This is a genomic window from Pseudomonas sp. D3-27 (assembly GCF_051132165.1).
Classification (GTDB): domain Bacteria; phylum Pseudomonadota; class Gammaproteobacteria; order Pseudomonadales; family Pseudomonadaceae; genus Aquipseudomonas.
In genome coordinates this window covers 3,432,909-3,451,713 of the sequence record NZ_CP071667.1, presented here as the reverse complement: position 1 = coordinate 3,451,713, position 18,805 = coordinate 3,432,909, and the positions used below count along the sequence as shown (strand labels likewise).

Below are 18,805 nucleotides of genomic sequence, written 5' to 3'. Positions count from 1 at the left end.
ACATGCTCGATTCCAAACTGTTACGTAGCAACCTTCAGGACGTAGCGGACCGCCTGGCTTCCCGTGGCTTTGCCCTGGACGTCGCGCGCATCGAAGCGCTGGAAGAACAGCGCAAGACCGTCCAGACCCGCACCGAGGCCCTGCAGGCAGAACGTAACGCGCGCTCCAAGTCCATCGGCCAGGCCAAGCAGCGTGGCGAAGACATCGCGCCGCTGATGGCCGATGTCGAGCGCATGGCGGGCGAGTTGAGCGCCGGCAAGGTCGAGCTGGAGGCGATCCAGACCGAGTTGGATTCGATCCTGTTGGGCATTCCGAACCTGCCTCACGAGTCGGTGCCGGTCGGTGAAGACGAAGACGGCAACGTCGAAGTACGCCGCTGGGGCACGCCGAAAACCTTCGATTTCCCCGTGCAGGACCACGTGGCCCTGGGCGAGAAATTCGGCTGGCTCGACTTCGAAACCGCCGCCAAGTTGTCGGGCGCGCGTTTTGCCCTGTTGCGCGGGCCGATCGCCCGTCTGCATCGGGCGCTGGCGCAGTTCATGATCAATCTGCACGTCACCGAGCACGGCTACGAAGAGGCCTACACGCCGTACTTGGTCCAGGCCCCGGCCCTGCAAGGCACCGGCCAGTTGCCAAAGTTCGAGGAAGACCTGTTCAAGATCGGTCGCGACGGCGAAGCCGACCTGTACCTGATCCCCACTGCCGAAGTGTCGCTGACCAACATCGTCGCGGGCGAAATCGTCGATGCCAAGCAACTGCCGATCAAGTTCGTTGCCCATACGCCGTGCTTCCGCAGCGAAGCCGGCGCGTCGGGCCGTGATACCCGCGGCATGATTCGCCAGCACCAATTCGACAAGGTCGAAATGGTGCAGATCGTCGAGCCGTCCAAATCCATGGAAGCCCTGGAAAGCCTGACCGCCAACGCCGAAAAGGTTCTGCAACTGCTGGAGTTGCCGTATCGCACCCTGGCGCTGTGCACCGGCGACATGGGTTTCAGCGCGGTCAAGACCTATGACTTGGAAGTCTGGATCCCGAGCCAGGACAAGTACCGCGAGATTTCGTCGTGCTCCAACTGTGGCGACTTCCAGGCCCGCCGCATGCAGGCGCGTTTCCGCAACCCGGAAACCGGCAAGCCGGAACTGGTCCACACCCTCAACGGCTCCGGCCTGGCGGTGGGTCGTACGCTGGTGGCGGTGCTGGAGAACTACCAGCAGGCTGACGGCTCGATCCGTGTGCCCGAGGTGCTGAAACCGTACATGGGCGGCATCGAGGTCATCGGCTAAATGGACTATTTGCCACTGTTCCACAACCTGCGCGGCAGCCGCGTGCTGGTGGTTGGCGGCGGGGAGATTGCCTTGCGCAAGTCTCGCCTGCTGGCCGATGCCGGCGCATTGTTGCGGGTGGTCGCACCCGAGATCGAACCGCAGTTGCGGGAACTGGTCGGTGGCAGCGGCGGCGAATGTGTCCTGCGGGGCTACGTGGAAGCGGACCTGGACGGTTGTGGCCTGGTCATCGCCGCCACGGATGACGAACCGCTCAATGCCCAGGTCTCGGCGGACGCCCACAAGCGCTGCGTGCCGGTCAACGTGGTGGACGCGCCGGCGCTGTGCAGCGTGATCTTCCCGGCGATCGTCGATCGCTCGCCCCTGGTGATCGCGGTGTCCAGCGGCGGCGACGCGCCGGTGCTGGCGCGGCTGATCCGCGCCAAGCTGGAAACCTGGATTCCGTCGACCTACGGGCAGTTGGCCGGTTTGGCGGCGCGCTTTCGCAATCAGGTCAAAGGCTTGTTTCCCGATGTCCAGCAACGGCGGGCCTTCTGGGAAGAAGTGTTCCAAGGCCCCATCGCCGACCGCCAATTGGCCGGGCAGGGCGCCGAAGCCGAGCGGCTGTTGCGGGAAAAGATTGACGGCCAGGCGCCGAATGCGCCGGGTGAGGTCTATCTGGTGGGCGCCGGGCCGGGTGATCCCGACCTGCTGACGTTCCGCGCCCTGCGCCTGATGCAACAGGCGGACGTGGTGCTGTACGACCGTCTGGTGGCGCCGGCCATCCTCGAACTGTGCCGCCGCGACGCCGAACGGGTCTACGTCGGCAAGCGCCGCTCCGAGCACGCCGTGCCCCAGGACCAGATCAACCAGCAACTGGTGGACCTGGCCCGGCAAGGTAAACGTGTGGTGCGGTTGAAGGGCGGCGATCCTTTTATCTTCGGTCGTGGTGGCGAAGAGATCGAAGAGCTGGCGGCCCATGGCATCCCGTTCCAGGTGGTCCCGGGCATCACTGCCGCCAGTGGCTGCGCGGCCTACGCCGGGATTCCGCTGACCCATCGCGATTATGCCCAGTCGGTGCGCTTCATTACCGGTCATCTAAAGGACGGCACCAGCGACTTGCCATGGGCCGATCTTGTCTCGCCAGCACAGACGCTGGTGTTCTATATGGGCTTGGTGGGGCTGCCGGTGATTTGCAACGAGCTGATCAAGCACGGTCGCGCGGCGGACACGCCGGCAGCGTTGATCCAGCAAGGCACGACTTCAAACCAGCGCGTTTTCACCGGCACGTTGGCGGACCTGCCACGGCTGGTGGCGGAGCATGAAGTCCATGCGCCGACGTTGGTGATTGTTGGCGAAGTGGTGCAGTTACGCGAGAAGCTGGCTTGGTTTGAAGGGGCCCAGGGGCAGGTTTGAAGACCGCGTCGCCCCCTTTCGTCGGAACGCCGCCCGGAGCAGGCTCGCTCCCACAGGGGGGCTGTGTGCAGCCACAGATTGTGGTTCAACACGAATCAAATGTGGGAGCGAGCCTGCTCGCGATTGGCCTTCAGAGGCAATAAAGATTGCGGATCAGCTTTCAGCCCGAAGCCAAATCCCTTTCCCGCTCAACCTTTCTCGATCGTGGGCCACCGTGAAATCCTGCTCCGGCCCCTTGGGCACGATCCCATTCGGGTTGATGGTCTTGTGGCTGCCGTAGTAGTGCCGCTGGATATGGGTGAAGTTCACGGTCTCGGCAACGCCCGGCCACTGATACAGCTCGCGCAGCCAGTTCGACAGGTTCGGGTAATCGGCGATGCGGCGTAGGTTGCATTTGAAGTGGCCGAAATACACCGCGTCGAAACGAATCATCGTAGTGAACAAGCGGATATCCGCTTCGGTCAGGTATTCACCCGCCAGGTAGCGACGGGTTTGCAGCAAGGCTTCCACTCGGTCCAGTTCGGCAAACAGTTGATCGAAGGCTTCTTCATAAGCGGCCTGGGTCGTCGCGAACCCCGCACGGTATACCCCGTTGTTCACCGCTGGGTAGATGCGCTCGTTCAACCCATCGATCTCGTGGCGCAGGTGCTCGGGATACAGGTCCAGGTCGTTGCCGGTCAGGCCATCGAACGCGCTGTTGAACATGCGGATGATTTCCGCCGATTCGTTGTTGACGATGCGCCGTTGCTTTTTGTCCCACAAGGCCGGAACGGTCACGCGACCGGTGTAGTCCGGCGTGTCGGCGGTGTAGCGCTGGTGCAGGAAGCTCAGGTTGTCCAGTTTGTCGCCGGTCGAGCCGTGGGCCGTGTCGAACGTCCAGCCGTTTTCCAGCATCAGATAGCTGACCACTGAAACGTCGATCAGCGCTTCCAGGCCCTTGAGCTTGCGAAAGATCAGCGTGCGGTGCGCCCAGGGGCAGGCCAGGGAGACATACAAATGGTAGCGCCCGGCCTCGGCGGGGAAACTGCTTTTGCCGTCGGCGGTGATCCAGTCGCGGCGTTGCGCCTGCTCACGCTGGAAACTGCCGTCCTTGCTTTCATACCACTGGTCCTGCCAGCGACCCTCGACCAACAAACCCATCTGAACGTCCTCTCTCAATAATCATTGGAGACGAGTCTATTCCGATAGGTTCGAACTAATAGCGCAAAGGTTGGGCGTCGATGATCGACTAAATCGATCTATCGCGCGCATCCCAATACTGCCGGGCCTTGTCGAACGCTGCTTCTCGGGTAAGGCCCAAGCCGCGCAAGGCCAGGGCCATGGTGGCGATCAGCGCCAGCTGCGGATAACTGTCCTCGAGGTCACCGCGCCATACCGCTTTCAAATGCTCGGGGTCGAGGCGCTCCGGCTTGACGTGGCGCTGTTCGGACAGTCGCGGCCATTCTTCATCCCAACTGGCGCCGCCGGTGGTGCCGTACAAATGGCTGTCGGCGTCGGGGTTGATCTCGATCTCACCGCCGTCGCCCTTGATCACGATGCTGGTGTCGCCCAGCAGTCCGCTGGCCTCGCGATGCACGGCCTGGTAGCCGGGATGGAAGATGCTTTGCAGGCCGCAACGCGCACCCAACGGGTTGAGAATGCGCGCCAGGGAATGAATCGGCGAGCGCAAGCCCAGCGTGTTGCGCAGGTCGATCATGCGCTGCATTTGCGGCGCCCAGTCCACCAGCGGCATGAAGGCCAGGCCGCCGTTGTCCAGCGCCGCGCCGACCTGCTGCCAGTCGCGGCACAAGGGGATGACCAGCAAATCCAGCAGCTGTTCCGTGTAGAGCCGGCCCGCCGTGTGGGCGCCGCCGCCGTGCATGAAGATTCGCACACCGTTTTGCCCGAGACATTTGGCGGCCAACAGATACCAGGGCAGATGACGCTTCTTTCCGGCGTAGGTTGGCCAGTCGAGGTCTACCGCCATGGCCGGGATAACCAGGCGCTGACGCAGGGCGTCGGTAAACCCGGCCATTTCCTCAGCGCTTTCTTCCTTGTGCCGCAACAACATGAGGAACGCGCCCAGTTGGGTTTCTTCGACCCGCTCATCCAGCACCATGCCCATGGCCTCCCGCGCTTCGTCACGGGTGAGGTTACGGGCGCCGCGCTTGCCCTTGCCAAGGATGCGCACGAACTGGGCGAACGGGTGTTCGGCAGGGGTTTGGAGGGTCAATGCTGGAAAGTCGGTCATAGGCAATTCGTCGGTTTGGGCAGGCCCGCCAGCTTGGCGGCGAGTTTGGCGGGAGTGCCTTTGAACAATCGGTTCAGGTGCAGGCTGTTGCCTTTATCCGCTCCCAGTTTCAGCGCGGTGTACTTGATCAGCGGGCGGGTGGCCGGAGACAACTGGAACTCAGCGTAGAACGCGCGCAGCAGTTCGAGGATTTCCCAGTGTTCGGGGCTCAGCTCGATGTCTTCGGCGGTGGCCAGGGCCGTGGCCACGTCGGCGGACCACTCATTGAGATCAGCCAGGTAGCCATCCTTGTCCAGCGCAATGCTGCGCTCGCCCACGTTCAGGGTCTTCATAGCCAGCTGTTGACCTTGTCGTGCTGGATCGAGAGCTCGACGAAGGCCGCATAATCGATGGCCTCGGCCCAGTCCGGAATGGGCAGGGCGCGGGCCTGTGCATCTTCGGCCAGGATGAACACCTTGGCGCCGCCGGCCCGCAGCGTGTCGAACGGCACGGTACCGGTTCGCAGCGCATACGTTGCGTCGCCGCACAGCAGCAGCGCGTCTTGGCTTGCCAGGATCCGCAGGCAACTGGCGAGGCGGCTGTCGCCGAAAGGGGAATGAGACAACACATGCAAAGTCGACATCAGAGGGTAATCACCTGGTCGTAACGGTCAATGAGCGCGGCGATGTCCGCAGCGCCCAGCGCTTTGAGGTCGTCCAGCGCCAGGGCATCGACGGCGAGACCGCGCTGTGCGGCGCTGTCGGCGCAGACGAACAGGTCTTCGACGCCAAACATCGGCAACGCCTGCAAGTTGGCGCTCAAGTCTTTTTGCCGGACGGCCTTGGCATCCTGACCGGCGGCGAGCTGGAACACGCCGTCATCGAGAAACAGCAGACCGATGGGCAGGTCGAAGGCGCCGCCGGCCAACACGATGTCCAGCGCTTCCCGGGCACCGGGGCCGGACCAGGGGGCCTGGCGGCTGATGAGCAACAAAGACTTGGCCATCATGTGCCTCCAAAACAGATCAAGCGGTCGGCGTCCTGGATAGCATCGTGCAACTGGCCCAGCCCGGACAACGCCCACGGCGCTTGGACACTGGCCGCCGAACGCTGGTAACGCTGGGCTTCTTCCTCGTTAAGCACGCCACGGCGCAACGCCGCCGCAATGCACACCACGCCGTCGAGCTGGTGCTCGCTGACGAAGGCGCGCCATTGCTGGGGCAGGTCTTGCTCGTCCTGGGGCGTGACGACGCTGTTGGCGGCGTTGTAGACGCCGTCCTGGTAGAAAAACAGCCGCACGATCTCATGCCCACCGGCCAAAGCTGCCTGGGCAAACAGCAAGGCGCGGCGCGAGGAGGGCGCGTGGGCGGCGGAAAACAGCGCGATGGCGAACTTCATGACAGACCCGATCAGCGAAACTGCGGCCATGATAATGCTTTATGGGCGGTGGGGCGATTCTCAGAGCATGCGTGAGCACCTGGCCCACAGCCTCAACCTCAGGGCTCGAGGCCATACAGCTCGCAATACTCCGGCCATTCCATTCCTGCCATCTCCGCCACTTCCTTGTGAACTTCCATGCGTTGGGCCTGGTAGTCCTCGGCTGAATCGGTCGTCAGCAGCAGCGTCAGTTCCCAGGCGAACAATCCGGCGCTCTCGGCCTCGGCTTCAAAGGCTTCATGCAACCGCTCGGCGCGGTACTGCGCGGCGGTTTCGCCCTTGGCCTGGGCCAGCAGCGGGTTGAGGTTGTCCAGTTCGTCGCGCAGCTCGGGGCGTTGCTCGAGAAAAATCTGCAGGGCTCGTTCGTGTTGCTGTTCGGTTGTCGCCATGGTCGCTCCTGGGTCAATGATCTGACAGGTTGCGTGAATAGATAGCCGTTGTCGCGCGCAAATTTCAATCATGGCGCACGGCAACGAGGGGCGCAGTGCTACAGTCGGTTTTTTTCCAGAAGAGTGAATGCAATGCGAATGCTGATGGTGGCCGTGGCCGCAACCCTGCTGGCCGGCTGCGCGGGTTCGGCGATGGAGCAGGCCCGGACCCAAGCCCCCTACAAGACCCTGTCCTCGGACAAGCCGGAACAGAACGTTGCCCAATGCGTGAAGTTTGCCTGGGAAGACGAAGCGGCGTTCGGGGTCGATGCCGGCGCCTATCTGCAGCCCGGCAAGCAAGGCGGCTCGACGGTGTACACCCGATCGGCCGAGTCGTTTGTGGATCTGCAAGCCAGCGCGACGGGCACGGCGCTGAATTATTACGCCAAGCATGATGATTTTGTTGCCAAGCGCCGGTTGGCGGCGTTGGCGACGTGTCTCTAAGCCGATAAACCGAGGTGTTTGCCTTCGCGAGCAGGCTCGCTCCCATAGGTTGAGCTTAATTCTCGAGATCCAGGCGCTTCTGGAAAAAGTAGCGCCGGTGACCCGGCGGATAGTCATCGATCTGGCCGCACTGGGTGAAACCCTGTCTGCGATAGAAATCCGGAGCCTGGAAGTCGAAGGTGTCGAGCCAGATGCCCACGCAATCCTTTTCCCTGGCCAGTTGTTCGGCCATGCGCATCAATTCCGAGCCCGTGCCCTGGCCGCGCGCCTGTTCGGGCACCACCAGTAATTCGATATAGAGCCAACGAAAAAATACCCGGCCATACAGGCCGCCGACGATTTCATCGTGCTCGTCGCGCACCAGCCAGGCGACCGCTTCCGGTGCGCTTCCACCGGTCTGGGCGGTGTTATAGGCGCGTAGCGGCGCGAGGATGGCCTGACGTTCTTCATCGGTTGGAGCGTCCGTGCGTTCGATTCGCAGCGTCATCGGCGATGTCCTTCTGCGGGGATGATCAAGCACGCGAGCCTACAGGAAACGAGCATATTGTTTAAACCGAGCCATACTCCTGTGTGCTTTTGAAGCGATCCCGACCCTAAAACAAGAAGAGACCGACTCATGAAGTTCCAATCCCTGGCCCGGACCCTCGTCGCCACCTCGCTTTCCCTTTACTGTCTGACTGCCCACGCCGCGTCCCAGGCCCCGGTTGCCGCCGAGAACGGCATGGTGGTGACGGCCCAACACCTGGCGACCCATGTCGGCGTCGATGTGCTAAAGAACGGTGGCAATGCCGTTGATGCGGCAGTGGCGGTGGGCTACGCCCTGGCGGTGGTTTATCCCGCGGCGGGTAACCTGGGGGGTGGCGGTTTCATGACCTTGCAGATGGCCGACGGCCGCAAGACCTTCCTGGATTTCCGTGAAAAAGCCCCCCTGGCCGCCACGGCCGACATGTACCTGGACAAGGCAGGCAACGTCATCCCCGAGCTCAGCACGCGCGGCCATTTGGCGGTAGGCGTACCCGGCACCGTGTCTGGCATGGAACTGGCGCTGAAAAAATACGGCAGCAAACCCCGGGCGGAATTGATCGCGCCGGCGATCAAGTTCGCCGAGGACGGTTTTGTCCTGGAACAGGGCGACGTGGATCTGCTGGAAACCGCCACGGATGTCTTCAAGAAAGATGCGCGCGATTCCGGCGCAATCTTCCTGCACAACGGCGAGCCGATGCAGGTCGGCCAGAAGCTGGTGCAGAAAGACCTCGCCAGGACCCTGCGGGAGATTTCCGACAAGGGTGCCGACGGCTTCTATAAAGGCTGGGTCGCCGATGCGCTGGTGACGTCCAGCCAGGCCAACAAAGGCATCATCACCCAGGCCGACCTGGACAAGTACAAGACCCGTGAACTGGCGCCGGTCGAGTGCGATTATCGCGGCTATCACATCATTTCCGCGCCGCCACCCAGCTCAGGTGGCGTGGTGCTTTGCCAGATCATGAACATCCTCGATGGCTATCCGATGAAAGACCTGGGTTTCCATTCGGCCCAAGGCATGCACTACCAGATCGAAGCCATGCGTCACGCCTATGTCGACCGCAACAGCTACCTGGGCGACCCGGACTTCGTGCAGAACCCCATCGATCATCTGCTGGACAAGAATTACGCCGCGAAACTGCGCGCCGCCATCGAGCCGCAGAAAGCCGGCGACTCCCAGAAGATCAAGCCCGGCGTGGCGCCCCACGAGGGCAGCAACACCACCCATTATTCGATCGTCGATCAATGGGGCAACGCCGTCTCCGTCACCTACACCCTCAACGACTGGTTCGGTGCCGGCGTGATGGCGAGCAAGACCGGGGTGATCCTCAACGATGAAATGGATGACTTCACCTCCAAGGTCGGCGTGCCCAACATGTACGGCCTGGTGCAGGGCGAGGCCAATGCCATCGCGCCCGGCAAGGCGCCGCTGTCGTCCATGAGCCCGACCATCGTCACCAAGGACGGCAAGACCGTGATGGTTGTCGGCACGCCGGGCGGCAGCCGCATCATCACGGCGACTTTGCTGACCATCCTCAACGTGATCGACTACGGCATGAATTTACAGGAAGCCGTCGACGCGCCGCGCTTCCATCAACAGTGGATGCCGGAGGAGACCAATCTGGAGACCTTCGCGGCCAGCCCCGATACCCTCAAGTTGCTGGAAAGCTGGGGCCATAAGTTTGCTGGGCCGCAGGACCCCAACCACATCGCCGCGATCCTCGTGGGCGCGCCGTCGTTGGGCGGCAAGCCGGTGGGCAAGAACCGTTTCTACGGTGCCAACGACCCGCGTCGCAACACGGGGTTGTCGTTGGGCTATTGACCGTTCAACGAGGGATCAGGCTGCGCGGGTCAGTGGAAGAGAGCGCCCTTGCCATTAAGGTCACTGACCGTGGATGAGGCGATTGGCGCGGCGGCGCGCGCATTGGCGGCTGGTGATCCCGTGGCGGCGCTCAATCGTGTCGCCCTGCGCAATGATGCCCCGGCCCTCGCGCTCCGCGGCATCGCCATGGCTCAGTTGGGGGACCTGGAAAAAGCCAGGAGCCTGTTGCGCCGGGCAGGTACGGCCTTCGGATCCACGGACGCCGTGGCACGGGCGCGCTGTGTCGTGGCCGAAGGTGAAATCGCCTTGGCCTCTCGTGACCTGTCCTGGCCGCCGAAACGCCTCGACGCCGCCCGGACGGTGCTCGAAGCTCACGGCGATTGGGCCAACGCCGGTCATGCACGGATCATCGAGATCCGCCGCCTGTTGCTGATCGGTCGACTCGACGAGGCGCAACTCAAGCTCATCGACCTGGAGCCCGCCGGCTTGCCGTTGGCGTCCTGGGCGGTGTGCCAGTTGGTGGCTGCGGGAATTGCCATGCGACGGCTGCAAGCGCACACCGCCCGTGAGGCTTTGGAACTGGCCGGGCAAGCCGCGCAACAAACAGGGATCAGCGCGTTGAACGGAGAAATCGACAACGCCTGGCGGATGCTGAGTACGCCCGCAGCCCGGCTGATCGCTCGAGGCGAAGAGCGTTTGCTGGTGCTGGAGGAGGTGCAATCGCTGCTGGCCGGCCCGGCGCTGGTTGTGGATGCCTGCCGGTTCGGTATCCGCTGCGCGGGCGTCCAGGTCGTGCTTGTACGGCGGCCGGTGCTGTTTGCCCTGGCCCGTGGGTTGGCCCAGGCCTGGCCCGGCGATGCGTCGAGGGAAGCGCTCATGACCCAAGCCTTTGGTTTGAAATTGACGGACGAGACCCATCGCGCCCGGTTGCGGGTTGAAATGGGACGGTTGCGAGAGGCGCTGCGCCCAATGGCTGGCGTAGTCGCAACCCGGCGCGGTTTCAGGTTGTCGCCACACCATGCCCACGAAGTCGTGATCCTGGCGCGGGTCGTTGAGGAACCCCACGGGGCGGTGCTGGCATTGTTGGCGGACGGTGAAGCCTGGTCCAGTTCGGCCCTGGCGCTGGCCTTGGGCACCAGCCAGCGCAGCGTGCAACGAGCCTTGGAAAACCTGGCTGCTTGCGGCAAGGCGCAGTCGTTCGGTCGCGCACGGGCCCGGCGCTGGACAGTACCGTCAATGCCCGGATTCGCGACCGTATTGTTACTCACTGCACTGCCGTTCGATGGTTAGGATGCAAGCACACCCACCGATGAGGCGATGTGAGATGAAACGTTCAGAGGCACAAATCCTGCGTGAATACGGCCCGTTCCCTGGCGTCGATTGCGTCCACGGCGTGAGCCATGACGGCGAGCGCGTCTGGTTCGCCTCGGGCGAAAAGCTTCACGCCTTCGATCCCGCCAGTGGCCGGACCGTGCAAACCCTCGACGTCCCGGCGAACGCCGGCACCGCGTTCGATGGCCAGCATCTGTTCCAGATCGCCGGCGACAGCATCCGCAAGATCGATCCGCGCACTGGCCAGGTACTGGCGACGATTCCGGCGCCCAACAGTGGCGATGACTCCGGGCTGGCCTGGGCCGAAGGTTCGCTCTGGGTCGGTCAGTACAAGGCGCGCAAGATCCTGCAGATCGATCCGGCCGACGGCAGGATTGTGCGTACGATCGAATCCAACCGTTTCGTCACGGGCGTGACTTGGGTCGATGGCGAGCTGTGGCATGGCACCTGGGAAAACGACGATAGCGAATTGCGGCGTATCGATCCGCAAACGGCGCAAGTACTGGAAAGCGTGACGATGCCGCCGGGGACCGGCGTGTCGGGGCTGGAGTCCGACGGCGCGGACCGATTTTTCTGCGGCGGGGGTGGCAGCGGCAAGGTAAGGGCGGTGCGTCGGCCGGCTCGAGATTGAACGACCGCCCCCCCGTGGCGAGAGAGCTTGCTCCCGCTGGACCGCGCAGCGGGCCCAAACTCTTTGGGCCTGCTACGCACTAGAGCGCCAGTCAATCAGTTCAATCGTGTGCAGCCACCGGCGCCTTGACCCGCTCGGCCTTGCGCCAGGTCAGCAATACGATGCCGGTCACCACGATCGCGCCGCCCAGGATCTGCCCCGGGTTGAGCATCTGGTCCAGCACCAGCCAGCCGATCAACAGTGTCGCCAGCGGCTCGATGTTCATCACCGGGGCGTTGCGCGGCATGTCCAGGCGTGGCACGCACATGAACAAAACGATGAACCCCGTCCCATAAAGCACCACCAGGGTGGCGAGCGCGAACCAACCGGTGCTGCTGGCGGGCAGGTCGAGGCCGCCGGGCAGGGCGCCGGTCAGGCCGGCGAGGTTGACGCTGCTGAACACAATGAAAATCGTCAGCAGGCTGCGCACCGATCCGCGCACCTGGGACAACTTGTGATCGGTGATCCACAACGCACAAGCGAAGACGCACGCGGCGCAGAAGGCCAGGCCAACCCCCAACAGCCACTGCGGGCCGACGTCTGCCTGGGAGGCCAACCGCGTCGGCACTTCCAGCACGAACACCAGACCCACCAGGATCATGCCCATCAGTGCCGCCGTCCGGGCGGTGGGGCGCGGGCCGCCTAGGGCCCAGGTCAACAGGGCCAGGAGGATCGGGAACACGTTGCCCACCAATAGCGCCAGCGCCACCGGAACCCGGGCCACGGCGGAATACAGGCATAGGCTCTGGGCGCCGATCAACACGCCCAGCAGCAACTGCCAGCGCCAGGCGCCGGCGGGCAAGCGAAGGCTTTGCCGTTGCCACAGCACCATCGCCGCCAATACCAGCAACGTTCCGCCCGAGCGCAGCAGGATCGCCAGCAGCACGCCGGCGCCATCATCGAACGCCGCCCGCGCGGCGACATGGTTGCCGGCAAAGGCGCACCCCATGCAAAGCAGGACAAGCACGGCGATATGGCGGGGAAAGGGAACAGGGGTATTGGATGCGGCGGTGGAGCGGGTCATGGCAGGACGTCTCAAAGGGGAGTGAATTAAGCCCTTCAAAGGGCTTTTTGATTTTGTTGTCGTACAACATGGGTCGGATTTTTACCCCATATGGCAGGAGCGAACAAGCCTGGCGCAAACCCTGATTCGGTACAGATCAGTAATACCGGCGTGTTCAAGGCGGTTTCGCATCGTCGAGGATCAGGCCGCAAGTCCCATGATGCCACCGTGTTTTACACCTTGTACGATGTCTTATCAGAGAGTAAAACAATCTTCCCCGTCCAATAATAATTAACGGAGACGTACGATGGATGCTTCGCAACCTGCAACCGCCGATCAGGGGCGCCGGATTTTCCTGAAAAAATCCCTTGTGGTCTCGGCCGCCGCCGCGACGCTGGGAAATCTTCCCGGGCTCGCCCAGGCCGCGCCTTTGAGCCAGCGCTATCCAGACCCTCTGATCAATATCCTCGACCCCAGCTTCATGGACTTGCGCATCTTCAATGCCAGCGTCGAGAAGCTCGCCGATGGCTTGCGCTGGGCGGAAGGGCCGGTGTGGATCGGTGACGGTCGTTACCTGCTGGTCAGTGACATCCCCAACAACCGCATCGTGCGTTGGGACGAAGTCACCGGAGGTTTGTCGGTGTACCGCGAGAACTCGAACTTCTCCAATGGCATGTGCCGCGATCGCCAAGGACGGTTGCTGGTCTGTGAGGGCTCGACCACGTCCACCGAAGGGCGGCGTATCACCCGTACCGAACACAACGGCACCATCACCGTGCTGGCCGACAGTTTCGACGGCAAGCCATTGAATTCGCCGAATGACATCGTCTGCAAGCGGGATGGCTCGATCTGGTTCACCGACCCGCCGTTCCAGACCGGCAATAACTATGAGGGGCATAAAGTCACCCCGGCGCAGCCCCACGCGGTGTACCGGATCGACGGCGCGACCGGCAAGCTCAGCCGGGTGATCGACGATTTGGCGGGGCCGAATGGCTTGTGCTTTTCCCCGGATGAAAAAATCCTTTATGTGGTCGAAGGGCGGGCCAAGCCGAACCGTCTGGTCTGGGCGATCACGGTCAAGGACGACGGCACCCTGGGCGAGCGACGCAAGCATATCGAAGGGCTCGACTATGCGGCCATCGACGGCATCAAGTGCGACGAGAGCGGTAACCTCTGGTGCGGTTGGGGCGGGAATGGCGACCCCAAGGCCGACCTGGAGAAACTCGACGGCGTGCGGGTATTCAATCCCGAGGGCAAGGCCATCGGGCACATTTCGTTGCCGGAACGCTGCCCCAACGTCTGCTTCGGCGGGCGAGAAGGCAACCGGCTGTTCATGGCCGGCAGCCACTCGCTGTACTCGCTGTTCGTGAACACCCGAGGAGCCACCTTCGCCTGACCCTCAGGCACCAATGACTGGCTGGGGGCTTGAGTTGCCATTGCGATTGCTGCGCAATTGAGCGGGAGCAAGCTTCCTCGCCACGAACATCTAGCTTTCATCGACAAAGGGCGTCCCCGACGCCCTCGATTTCAACCCAACTTCACGTTCATGGTGATCTGCGCCGTGAATACTTTCTTCCCCTGCGCATCATGAATGTCCACCGGCACGACCTTGTCGCCTTCGGTCTGCCAATCCACCTCGTCGCCTTTCGCCACCGCCGTCACGTCGCTCTTGGCCTTGGCCAGGTATTGCACGGTCATGCCTTTGGGAATCCACCGGGCGCCGTCGGGGATGGAAACGTTGGTCATCATGCCAGCGGCGAGCTCGGCGGCGTTGCACATGGCGATGGCGTGGACGGTGCCCAGGTGATTGGTGATTTCCTTGCGAAACGGCACCTGCACGGTCGCCGCGCCCTGGCGCAACTCTGTGACCAGCGGGTTGATAGTGGAAAAGTACGGTGCCATCTGACAGGCCATTTTGCTGAAAGCATCCGGACCTGCGCTGTTGAACATACCGAGAACCTGATTCATGTGAAGCCTCGCTGACAAGTGGGGTTACGGAATAGTGTTCTAATACAGAATAATATTCTGTAACGGAACGGTATTCTGTCGGCGGCGAATCTGTCAAGCTGTGCCCACTTCGTCACGGGCAGCCAGTGCCCGGTCCCATCCAAAAAAACCGGTTATGCCAAGCATGGAAACAGCAGATCTACTCGAACGCGCCTTCCCCGGCAGAAGGGCTGAACTCAAGCGCGATATCTTTCGCAAGGCCCTGGCGCTGTTCAACGAGCAGGGCATCGAGGCGACCACCATTGAAATGATCCGCACCGAATGCCAGACCAGCGTCGGTGCCATCTACCATCATTTCGGCAACAAGGAAGGCTTGGTGGCGGCGCTGTTCTTCACCGCCCTGGACGATCAGGCGCGTTTGCGCGAGCAATATCTGTCCGAAGCAACCACCGCCGAGCAGGGCGTGCAGGCGTTGATCCATAGCTACGTCGATTGGGTGGACAGCCAACCCGAATGGGCGCGTTTCCAGTATCACGCGCGCTTTGCGGTGACCAAGGGACCGTTCAAGGACGAACTCGCCAGCCGCAACACCTCACGCAACGGTCAGCTTTGGCAGTGGTTGAGCGCGGCAGAGCAGGGCGAGGCGCTCAAGCGCTATCCCGCCGAGTTGATGTTTTCGTTGATCATCGGCGCGTCTGAAAGTTATTGCCGGGCATGGCTGGCGGGGCGGGTGCCCTCCAGCCCGAAGGCTCACCGGGCGCTACTGGCGCAAGCGGCGTGGCGCTCCATCAGCGGCGACTGATTGATCACAGCGGGCAGCTCCATAATTCCACGGCTGGTCTTTGCGCGTCGGGCGGCCCCAGCCAATGGGCCATCGGCTGGCAATGGCCGTCATCGCACAGCTGATAATCCCCGGCCTGGGGGGCGCGGCCGAGCCTCAGCGGTTGCAGGGGCGGCAGCGAGCGATGGTATCGCCAGCTGCCGTTCTCCAAGCGTGCGCCTTCGGGAATTTCCATGCCGGCGCCATTGCCCTTGACCCTGGCTTCACCCAGGATCAGGCCCTGTTCGCTGACCCGGTAGTCCTCCTCCCAGCGGATCTTCTCGATGGTGTGATTCCACGCCAACGTAAACTCGCTGAGTTCAAGTTGCGCCCAGACCACGCCGGACAGGCCCAGGCACAAGCCAATCACGCCAAGGCCCGCCCGACACGCCGGGCGCGCCAGAGGTGTTGCCCGATCAACAGCGCACCCAGGGCGAAGCCGATTTCATCGGTCAGCGGCAGGGCAACCACCAGCAATGCACCGGCGGCGAAGCACATCAGACGCTCCCAAATGGGCATTTTCTGTTGCATGTAACCGGTAGACGCCATGCCCCATAGGCCGATTGCCAGCAACGTCTTGACCAGCATGTAGGCAGTCATCCACAGGTTGTCGCCCTGGAGCATCAGCGCCGGGTTGTACACCGTCATGAACGGAATGACGAAGCCGGCGAGGGCGATGCGCACCGCCCAGAAGCTGATTTTCAGCCCGCTTTCCCGGGCAATGGGCGCGGCGGCGAAGCAGGCCAGGGCCACGGGCGGGGTCAGGTCGGCGAGGATGCCGAAATAGAACACGAACATGTGCGACACGATCAGCGGCACGCCCAATTCCAAGAGCGCGGGCGCTGCAATCGAACTGGTGATGATGTAGTTCGGAATGGTCGGGATGCCCATGCCCAGCACCAGGCAAGTGAGCATGGTCAGCAGCAGCGACAAGAACAGGTTGTCCTTGCCGATCGCCAGGATGTAACCGGCGAAGGTGGACGCCACGCCTGTCAGCGACACCACCGCGATGATGGTGCCGACCAAGGCGCAGGCGATCCCCACCGGAACGGCGTGCCGAGCGCCATCCACCAATGCGTGCAGGCAGATGACCAGGGTTTCCCGAGTGCCTTTCATGAACCAGCAAGCCACTACCAGCACGCCGATCACCGCGAACACGATGCCGATGCCCATCCGGAAGAATCCGACGCACAGAATGCCCAGCGCGACCCAGAAGGCGCAGCGCAAGGCGTAGCTCGAGACTTTGAGGATGATCGCCGAGCCGAGAATCACGATGGCCGTCAGTGCCAGCCCGACCATGCCGGAAAACAACGGCGTGCGTCCGGAAAACAGCAGGTACACCAGCACCCCCAGCGGGATCAGCAGGAACCAGCTTTCCTTGACCGCGCCCCAGGCGCTCGGGCATTGATCCTTGGGCAGGCCCTTGAGGTCGGAGCGCTTGGCTTCCAGGTGAACCATCCAGAACACCGAGCCGAAATACAGGCACGCCGGGATCAACGCGGCCTTGGCGATTTCCACGAACGGCACGTTGATGGTCTCGGCCATGATGAACGCCACCGCGCCCATCACCGGCGGCATGATCTGGCTGCCCATGCTCGACGTCGCTTCCACGCCGCCGGCGAACGCCGCCTTGTAGCCAAAGCGTTTCATCAGCGGAATGGTGAACTGCCCGGTCGTCACCACGTTGGCGATACCCGAGCCGGTGATGGTGCCCATGAGCGCCGATGACACCACCGACACCTTCGCCGGACCGCCAAGCTTGTGACCGAACAGGCCCATGGCGAAATCGGTGAACAGCTTGATCATGCCGGCCTTTTCCAGGAAGGCGCCAAACAGGATGAACAGGAAAATGTAGGTGGCCGATACGTAGGTCGGCGTGCCGTAGAGCCCTTCGGTGCCGAAGGACAGTTGGTTGACGAGCTGATCGACGCCGTAGCCGCGATGGGCCAGGTCGCCTGGCAGGTGTTCGCCGAACAGGCCATAGGCCAGGAACAGGCCGCAGATGATCGGCAGCGCGATGCCCATCACTCGCCGTGCCGCCTCGAACACCAGCACGATCAGGACGACGCCGACGACCATGTCGGCAGTCGTCAGGTCGCCGGAGCGCTGGATCAGGTCGGCCTCGAACACCCATTGATAGAGCGCCGTGGCCATCCCCGCCAGCCCCAACGCCCAGGCCAGGGGTTGCCATGGCCTTTGCTTGCCGTGGGCCGGGTAGCTCAGAAACACCACCCACAGCAGAAAGCCCACATGCACCGCCCGCAACACAATGCTGGAAACTGGTGAGAAGGCTGCCGTGATGATTTGAAAGATGGAAAACAGCAACGCCACGTAGAACAGCGTCTTGGGCCAGTCCCGCGGGTCCGTGGCGATGCCGTGCTGGTCTTCACTCATGAGATGCCTGCCTGTTGTCGACTTGCGGATGCGAAACGCAATGCTGCAACGGCGCCGAGCGCCGTTGCAGTCCAGGGGCTATAGCGCGCCCACTTCCTTGTAGTAGCGCTCGGCACCGGGGTGCAGGGCGATCGGCAGGTTTTTCGCGGCGTTCTTCAGCGAGATGTCCTTGGCCGCTGAATGGGAGGTGCTCAGGCGGGTGAGGTTGTCGAACATCAGCTTGGTCATTTGGTAGGCCACCTCGTCCGGGACATCCTTGTGTGTCACCAGGATATTGGTGATGGCCACGGTGGGCACGGCCTCAGCCTGGCCGTCGTAGGTGTTGGCGGGGATCATCGCGCTCTGGTAGGCCGGGTTGCCGATTTTTTCCACCACGTCGGTGGGAATCGACACGTAGTTCAGCTTCATCGTTGACGCCAGGTCACGAATCGCCGCCATGCCCAGGCCAGAGGATTGCAGGGTGGCGTCCAGTTGGCGGTTCTTGATCAGGTCGACCGACTCGGCGAAGGGCAGGTATTGGACCTTCATGTCGTTGTAGGTCAGGCCGGCCGCCTTGAAGATCGCCCGGGCGTTGAGTTCGGTGCCGGATTTAGCCGCGCCCACGGAGACGGTTTTGCCCTTGAGGTCTGCCAGGGTCTTGATCCCCGATTCCTCGCTGGCAACGATCTGGATGTAATTGGGGTAGGCGCCCGCAATCGCTCGCAGTTTGGTGAGCGGTGCCTTGAAGCCGGCATCCTCCACGCCGTTTTTCGCATCGGCGACCGAGTCGCCCAAGGCCAGCGCCAGCTCCCCGCGCCCGGCTTGCAGCAGGTTGAGGTTCTCCACCGACGCCTTGGTGGCCTGGACCGACGTTTTGGAGCCCTCGATGCCGCTGCTGTAGATCTGTGAAAGCCCGACCCCGATCGGGTAATACACTCCGCTGGTGCCCCCGGTCAGGATGTTGATGAACACCGGTGGAGCCGCATGAGCGGCGGTGGTGACCGCCAAGGCTGCGGCGGCGGCCAGGAAGGTGAAGCGCTTGTTGACTCGCATTGGGAACTCTCCGTCTTGTTATGGCTTTATGCAGAGTCCCCCCACTGTAGTCGAAACGTGCTTGATGG

General features: G+C 62.7%; 21 protein-coding genes. 8 read left to right on the top strand and 13 right to left on the bottom strand.

Going from position 1 to position 18,805, the window contains the following annotated elements; all coding sequences use genetic code 11:
* Positions 1–2: 2 nt before the first annotated feature.
* On the top strand, positions 3–1,283 hold the full coding sequence (gene serS / locus J3P92_RS15500; RefSeq protein WP_434648119.1) for a serine--tRNA ligase: 1,281 nt from the start codon (positions 3–5) through the stop codon (positions 1,281–1,283).
* Positions 1,284–2,678, top strand: coding sequence for a siroheme synthase CysG (cysG, locus tag J3P92_RS15495; protein WP_420765883.1), 1,395 nt, complete (start codon positions 1,284–1,286; stop codon positions 2,676–2,678). It begins immediately after the preceding gene.
* A gap of 153 nt (positions 2,679–2,831) precedes the next feature.
* Here cysG and J3P92_RS15490 read toward each other — a convergent pair whose 3' ends face one another.
* The 7 genes from J3P92_RS15490 to J3P92_RS15460 form a co-directional block, all read right to left on the bottom strand.
* Positions 2,832–3,818: a glutathione S-transferase family protein gene (locus tag J3P92_RS15490; RefSeq protein WP_434648115.1), complete on the bottom strand. Its 987-nt coding sequence runs from the start codon at positions 3,816–3,818 to the stop codon at positions 2,832–2,834.
* A gap of 88 nt (positions 3,819–3,906) precedes the next feature.
* Positions 3,907–4,908 (bottom strand): glycosyl transferase family protein, encoded by a 1,002-nt coding sequence (locus J3P92_RS15485; protein WP_434648112.1) that lies wholly within the window; start codon positions 4,906–4,908, stop codon positions 3,907–3,909.
* A complete protein-coding gene (locus J3P92_RS15480) occupies positions 4,905–5,240 on the bottom strand; it encodes a TusE/DsrC/DsvC family sulfur relay protein (protein WP_434559571.1) in 336 nt (111 codons plus the stop codon). The genes J3P92_RS15485 and J3P92_RS15480 overlap by 4 nt, the downstream gene beginning before the upstream one ends.
* A complete protein-coding gene (tusB, locus tag J3P92_RS15475) occupies positions 5,237–5,530 on the bottom strand; it encodes a sulfurtransferase complex subunit TusB (protein ID WP_434648109.1) in 294 nt (97 codons plus the stop codon). The genes J3P92_RS15480 and tusB overlap by 4 nt, the downstream gene beginning before the upstream one ends.
* The gene (gene tusC, locus J3P92_RS15470) at positions 5,530–5,892 is read right to left on the bottom strand and encodes a sulfurtransferase complex subunit TusC (protein WP_434564124.1); all 363 of its coding nucleotides are present in this window, start codon (positions 5,890–5,892) and stop codon (positions 5,530–5,532) included. Before tusC ends, tusB begins: the two co-directional genes overlap by 1 nt.
* Complete coding sequence (gene tusD, locus J3P92_RS15465) at positions 5,892–6,284, bottom strand: sulfurtransferase complex subunit TusD (protein WP_420765889.1); 393 nt, start codon at positions 6,282–6,284, stop codon at positions 5,892–5,894. The genes tusC and tusD overlap by 1 nt, the downstream gene beginning before the upstream one ends.
* A 98-nt stretch (positions 6,285–6,382) precedes the next feature.
* A complete protein-coding gene (locus tag J3P92_RS15460) occupies positions 6,383–6,712 on the bottom strand; it encodes a DUF6388 family protein (protein WP_434606523.1) in 330 nt (109 codons plus the stop codon).
* Positions 6,713–6,844: 132 nt separating this feature from the next.
* Between J3P92_RS15460 and J3P92_RS15455 the strand changes: the two genes are divergently transcribed.
* A complete protein-coding gene (locus tag J3P92_RS15455) occupies positions 6,845–7,195 on the top strand; it encodes a hypothetical protein (RefSeq protein WP_420765891.1) in 351 nt (116 codons plus the stop codon).
* A gap of 55 nt (positions 7,196–7,250) precedes the next feature.
* On the opposite strand, the gene J3P92_RS15450 is transcribed toward J3P92_RS15455, so the two are convergent.
* Positions 7,251–7,682, bottom strand: coding sequence for a GNAT family N-acetyltransferase (locus tag J3P92_RS15450; RefSeq protein ID WP_434559565.1), 432 nt, complete (start codon positions 7,680–7,682; stop codon positions 7,251–7,253).
* 129 nt (positions 7,683–7,811) lie between these two features.
* On the opposite strand from J3P92_RS15450, the gene ggt reads away from it, so the two are divergent.
* The 3 genes from ggt (at position 7,812) to J3P92_RS15435 (ending at position 11,502) form a co-directional block, all read left to right on the top strand.
* Positions 7,812–9,539: a gamma-glutamyltransferase gene (gene ggt / locus J3P92_RS15445; RefSeq protein ID WP_434559563.1), complete on the top strand. Its 1,728-nt coding sequence runs from the start codon at positions 7,812–7,814 to the stop codon at positions 9,537–9,539.
* Positions 9,540–9,608: 69 nt separating this feature from the next.
* On the top strand, positions 9,609–10,829 hold the full coding sequence (locus tag J3P92_RS15440) for a helix-turn-helix domain-containing protein (protein WP_434651141.1): 1,221 nt from the start codon (positions 9,609–9,611) through the stop codon (positions 10,827–10,829).
* Positions 10,830–10,863: 34 nt separating this feature from the next.
* The gene (locus J3P92_RS15435; protein WP_434648106.1) at positions 10,864–11,502 is read left to right on the top strand and encodes a Vgb family protein; all 639 of its coding nucleotides are present in this window, start codon (positions 10,864–10,866) and stop codon (positions 11,500–11,502) included.
* A 100-nt stretch (positions 11,503–11,602) separates the two neighbouring features.
* On the opposite strand, the gene J3P92_RS15430 is transcribed toward J3P92_RS15435, so the two are convergent.
* Positions 11,603–12,490 carry an EamA family transporter gene (locus J3P92_RS15430; RefSeq protein ID WP_434564123.1) on the bottom strand — a complete coding sequence of 296 codons (888 nt, stop codon included), beginning with the start codon at positions 12,488–12,490 and terminating at the stop codon, positions 11,603–11,605.
* 361 nt (positions 12,491–12,851) lie between these two features.
* Between J3P92_RS15430 and J3P92_RS15425 the strand changes: the two genes are divergently transcribed.
* Positions 12,852–13,940 carry an SMP-30/gluconolactonase/LRE family protein gene (locus tag J3P92_RS15425; RefSeq protein ID WP_420765897.1) on the top strand — a complete coding sequence of 363 codons (1,089 nt, stop codon included), beginning with the start codon at positions 12,852–12,854 and terminating at the stop codon, positions 13,938–13,940.
* Positions 13,941–14,071: 131 nt separating this feature from the next.
* Here J3P92_RS15425 and J3P92_RS15420 read toward each other — a convergent pair whose 3' ends face one another.
* Positions 14,072–14,512 (bottom strand): hotdog fold domain-containing protein, encoded by a 441-nt coding sequence (locus tag J3P92_RS15420; RefSeq protein WP_434648103.1) that lies wholly within the window; start codon positions 14,510–14,512, stop codon positions 14,072–14,074.
* A gap of 163 nt (positions 14,513–14,675) precedes the next feature.
* Here J3P92_RS15420 and J3P92_RS15415 point away from each other — a divergent pair, with 163 nt between their 5' ends.
* On the top strand, positions 14,676–15,293 hold the full coding sequence (locus tag J3P92_RS15415; RefSeq protein WP_434606514.1) for a TetR/AcrR family transcriptional regulator: 618 nt from the start codon (positions 14,676–14,678) through the stop codon (positions 15,291–15,293).
* Positions 15,294–15,297: 4 nt separating this feature from the next.
* Here J3P92_RS15415 and J3P92_RS15410 read toward each other — a convergent pair whose 3' ends face one another.
* The 3 genes from J3P92_RS15410 to J3P92_RS15400 all read right to left on the bottom strand — a co-directional run bounded on the left by J3P92_RS15410 (position 15,298) and on the right by J3P92_RS15400 (position 18,737).
* Positions 15,298–15,681 (bottom strand): DUF1850 domain-containing protein, encoded by a 384-nt coding sequence (locus J3P92_RS15410; RefSeq protein ID WP_434648100.1) that lies wholly within the window; start codon positions 15,679–15,681, stop codon positions 15,298–15,300.
* Positions 15,678–17,705, bottom strand: coding sequence for a TRAP transporter permease (locus J3P92_RS15405; RefSeq protein ID WP_420765901.1), 2,028 nt, complete (start codon positions 17,703–17,705; stop codon positions 15,678–15,680). Before J3P92_RS15405 ends, J3P92_RS15410 begins: the two co-directional genes overlap by 4 nt.
* 78 nt (positions 17,706–17,783) lie before the next feature.
* The gene (locus J3P92_RS15400) at positions 17,784–18,737 is read right to left on the bottom strand and encodes a TAXI family TRAP transporter solute-binding subunit (protein ID WP_434559551.1); all 954 of its coding nucleotides are present in this window, start codon (positions 18,735–18,737) and stop codon (positions 17,784–17,786) included.
* Positions 18,738–18,805 lie beyond the last annotated feature (68 nt).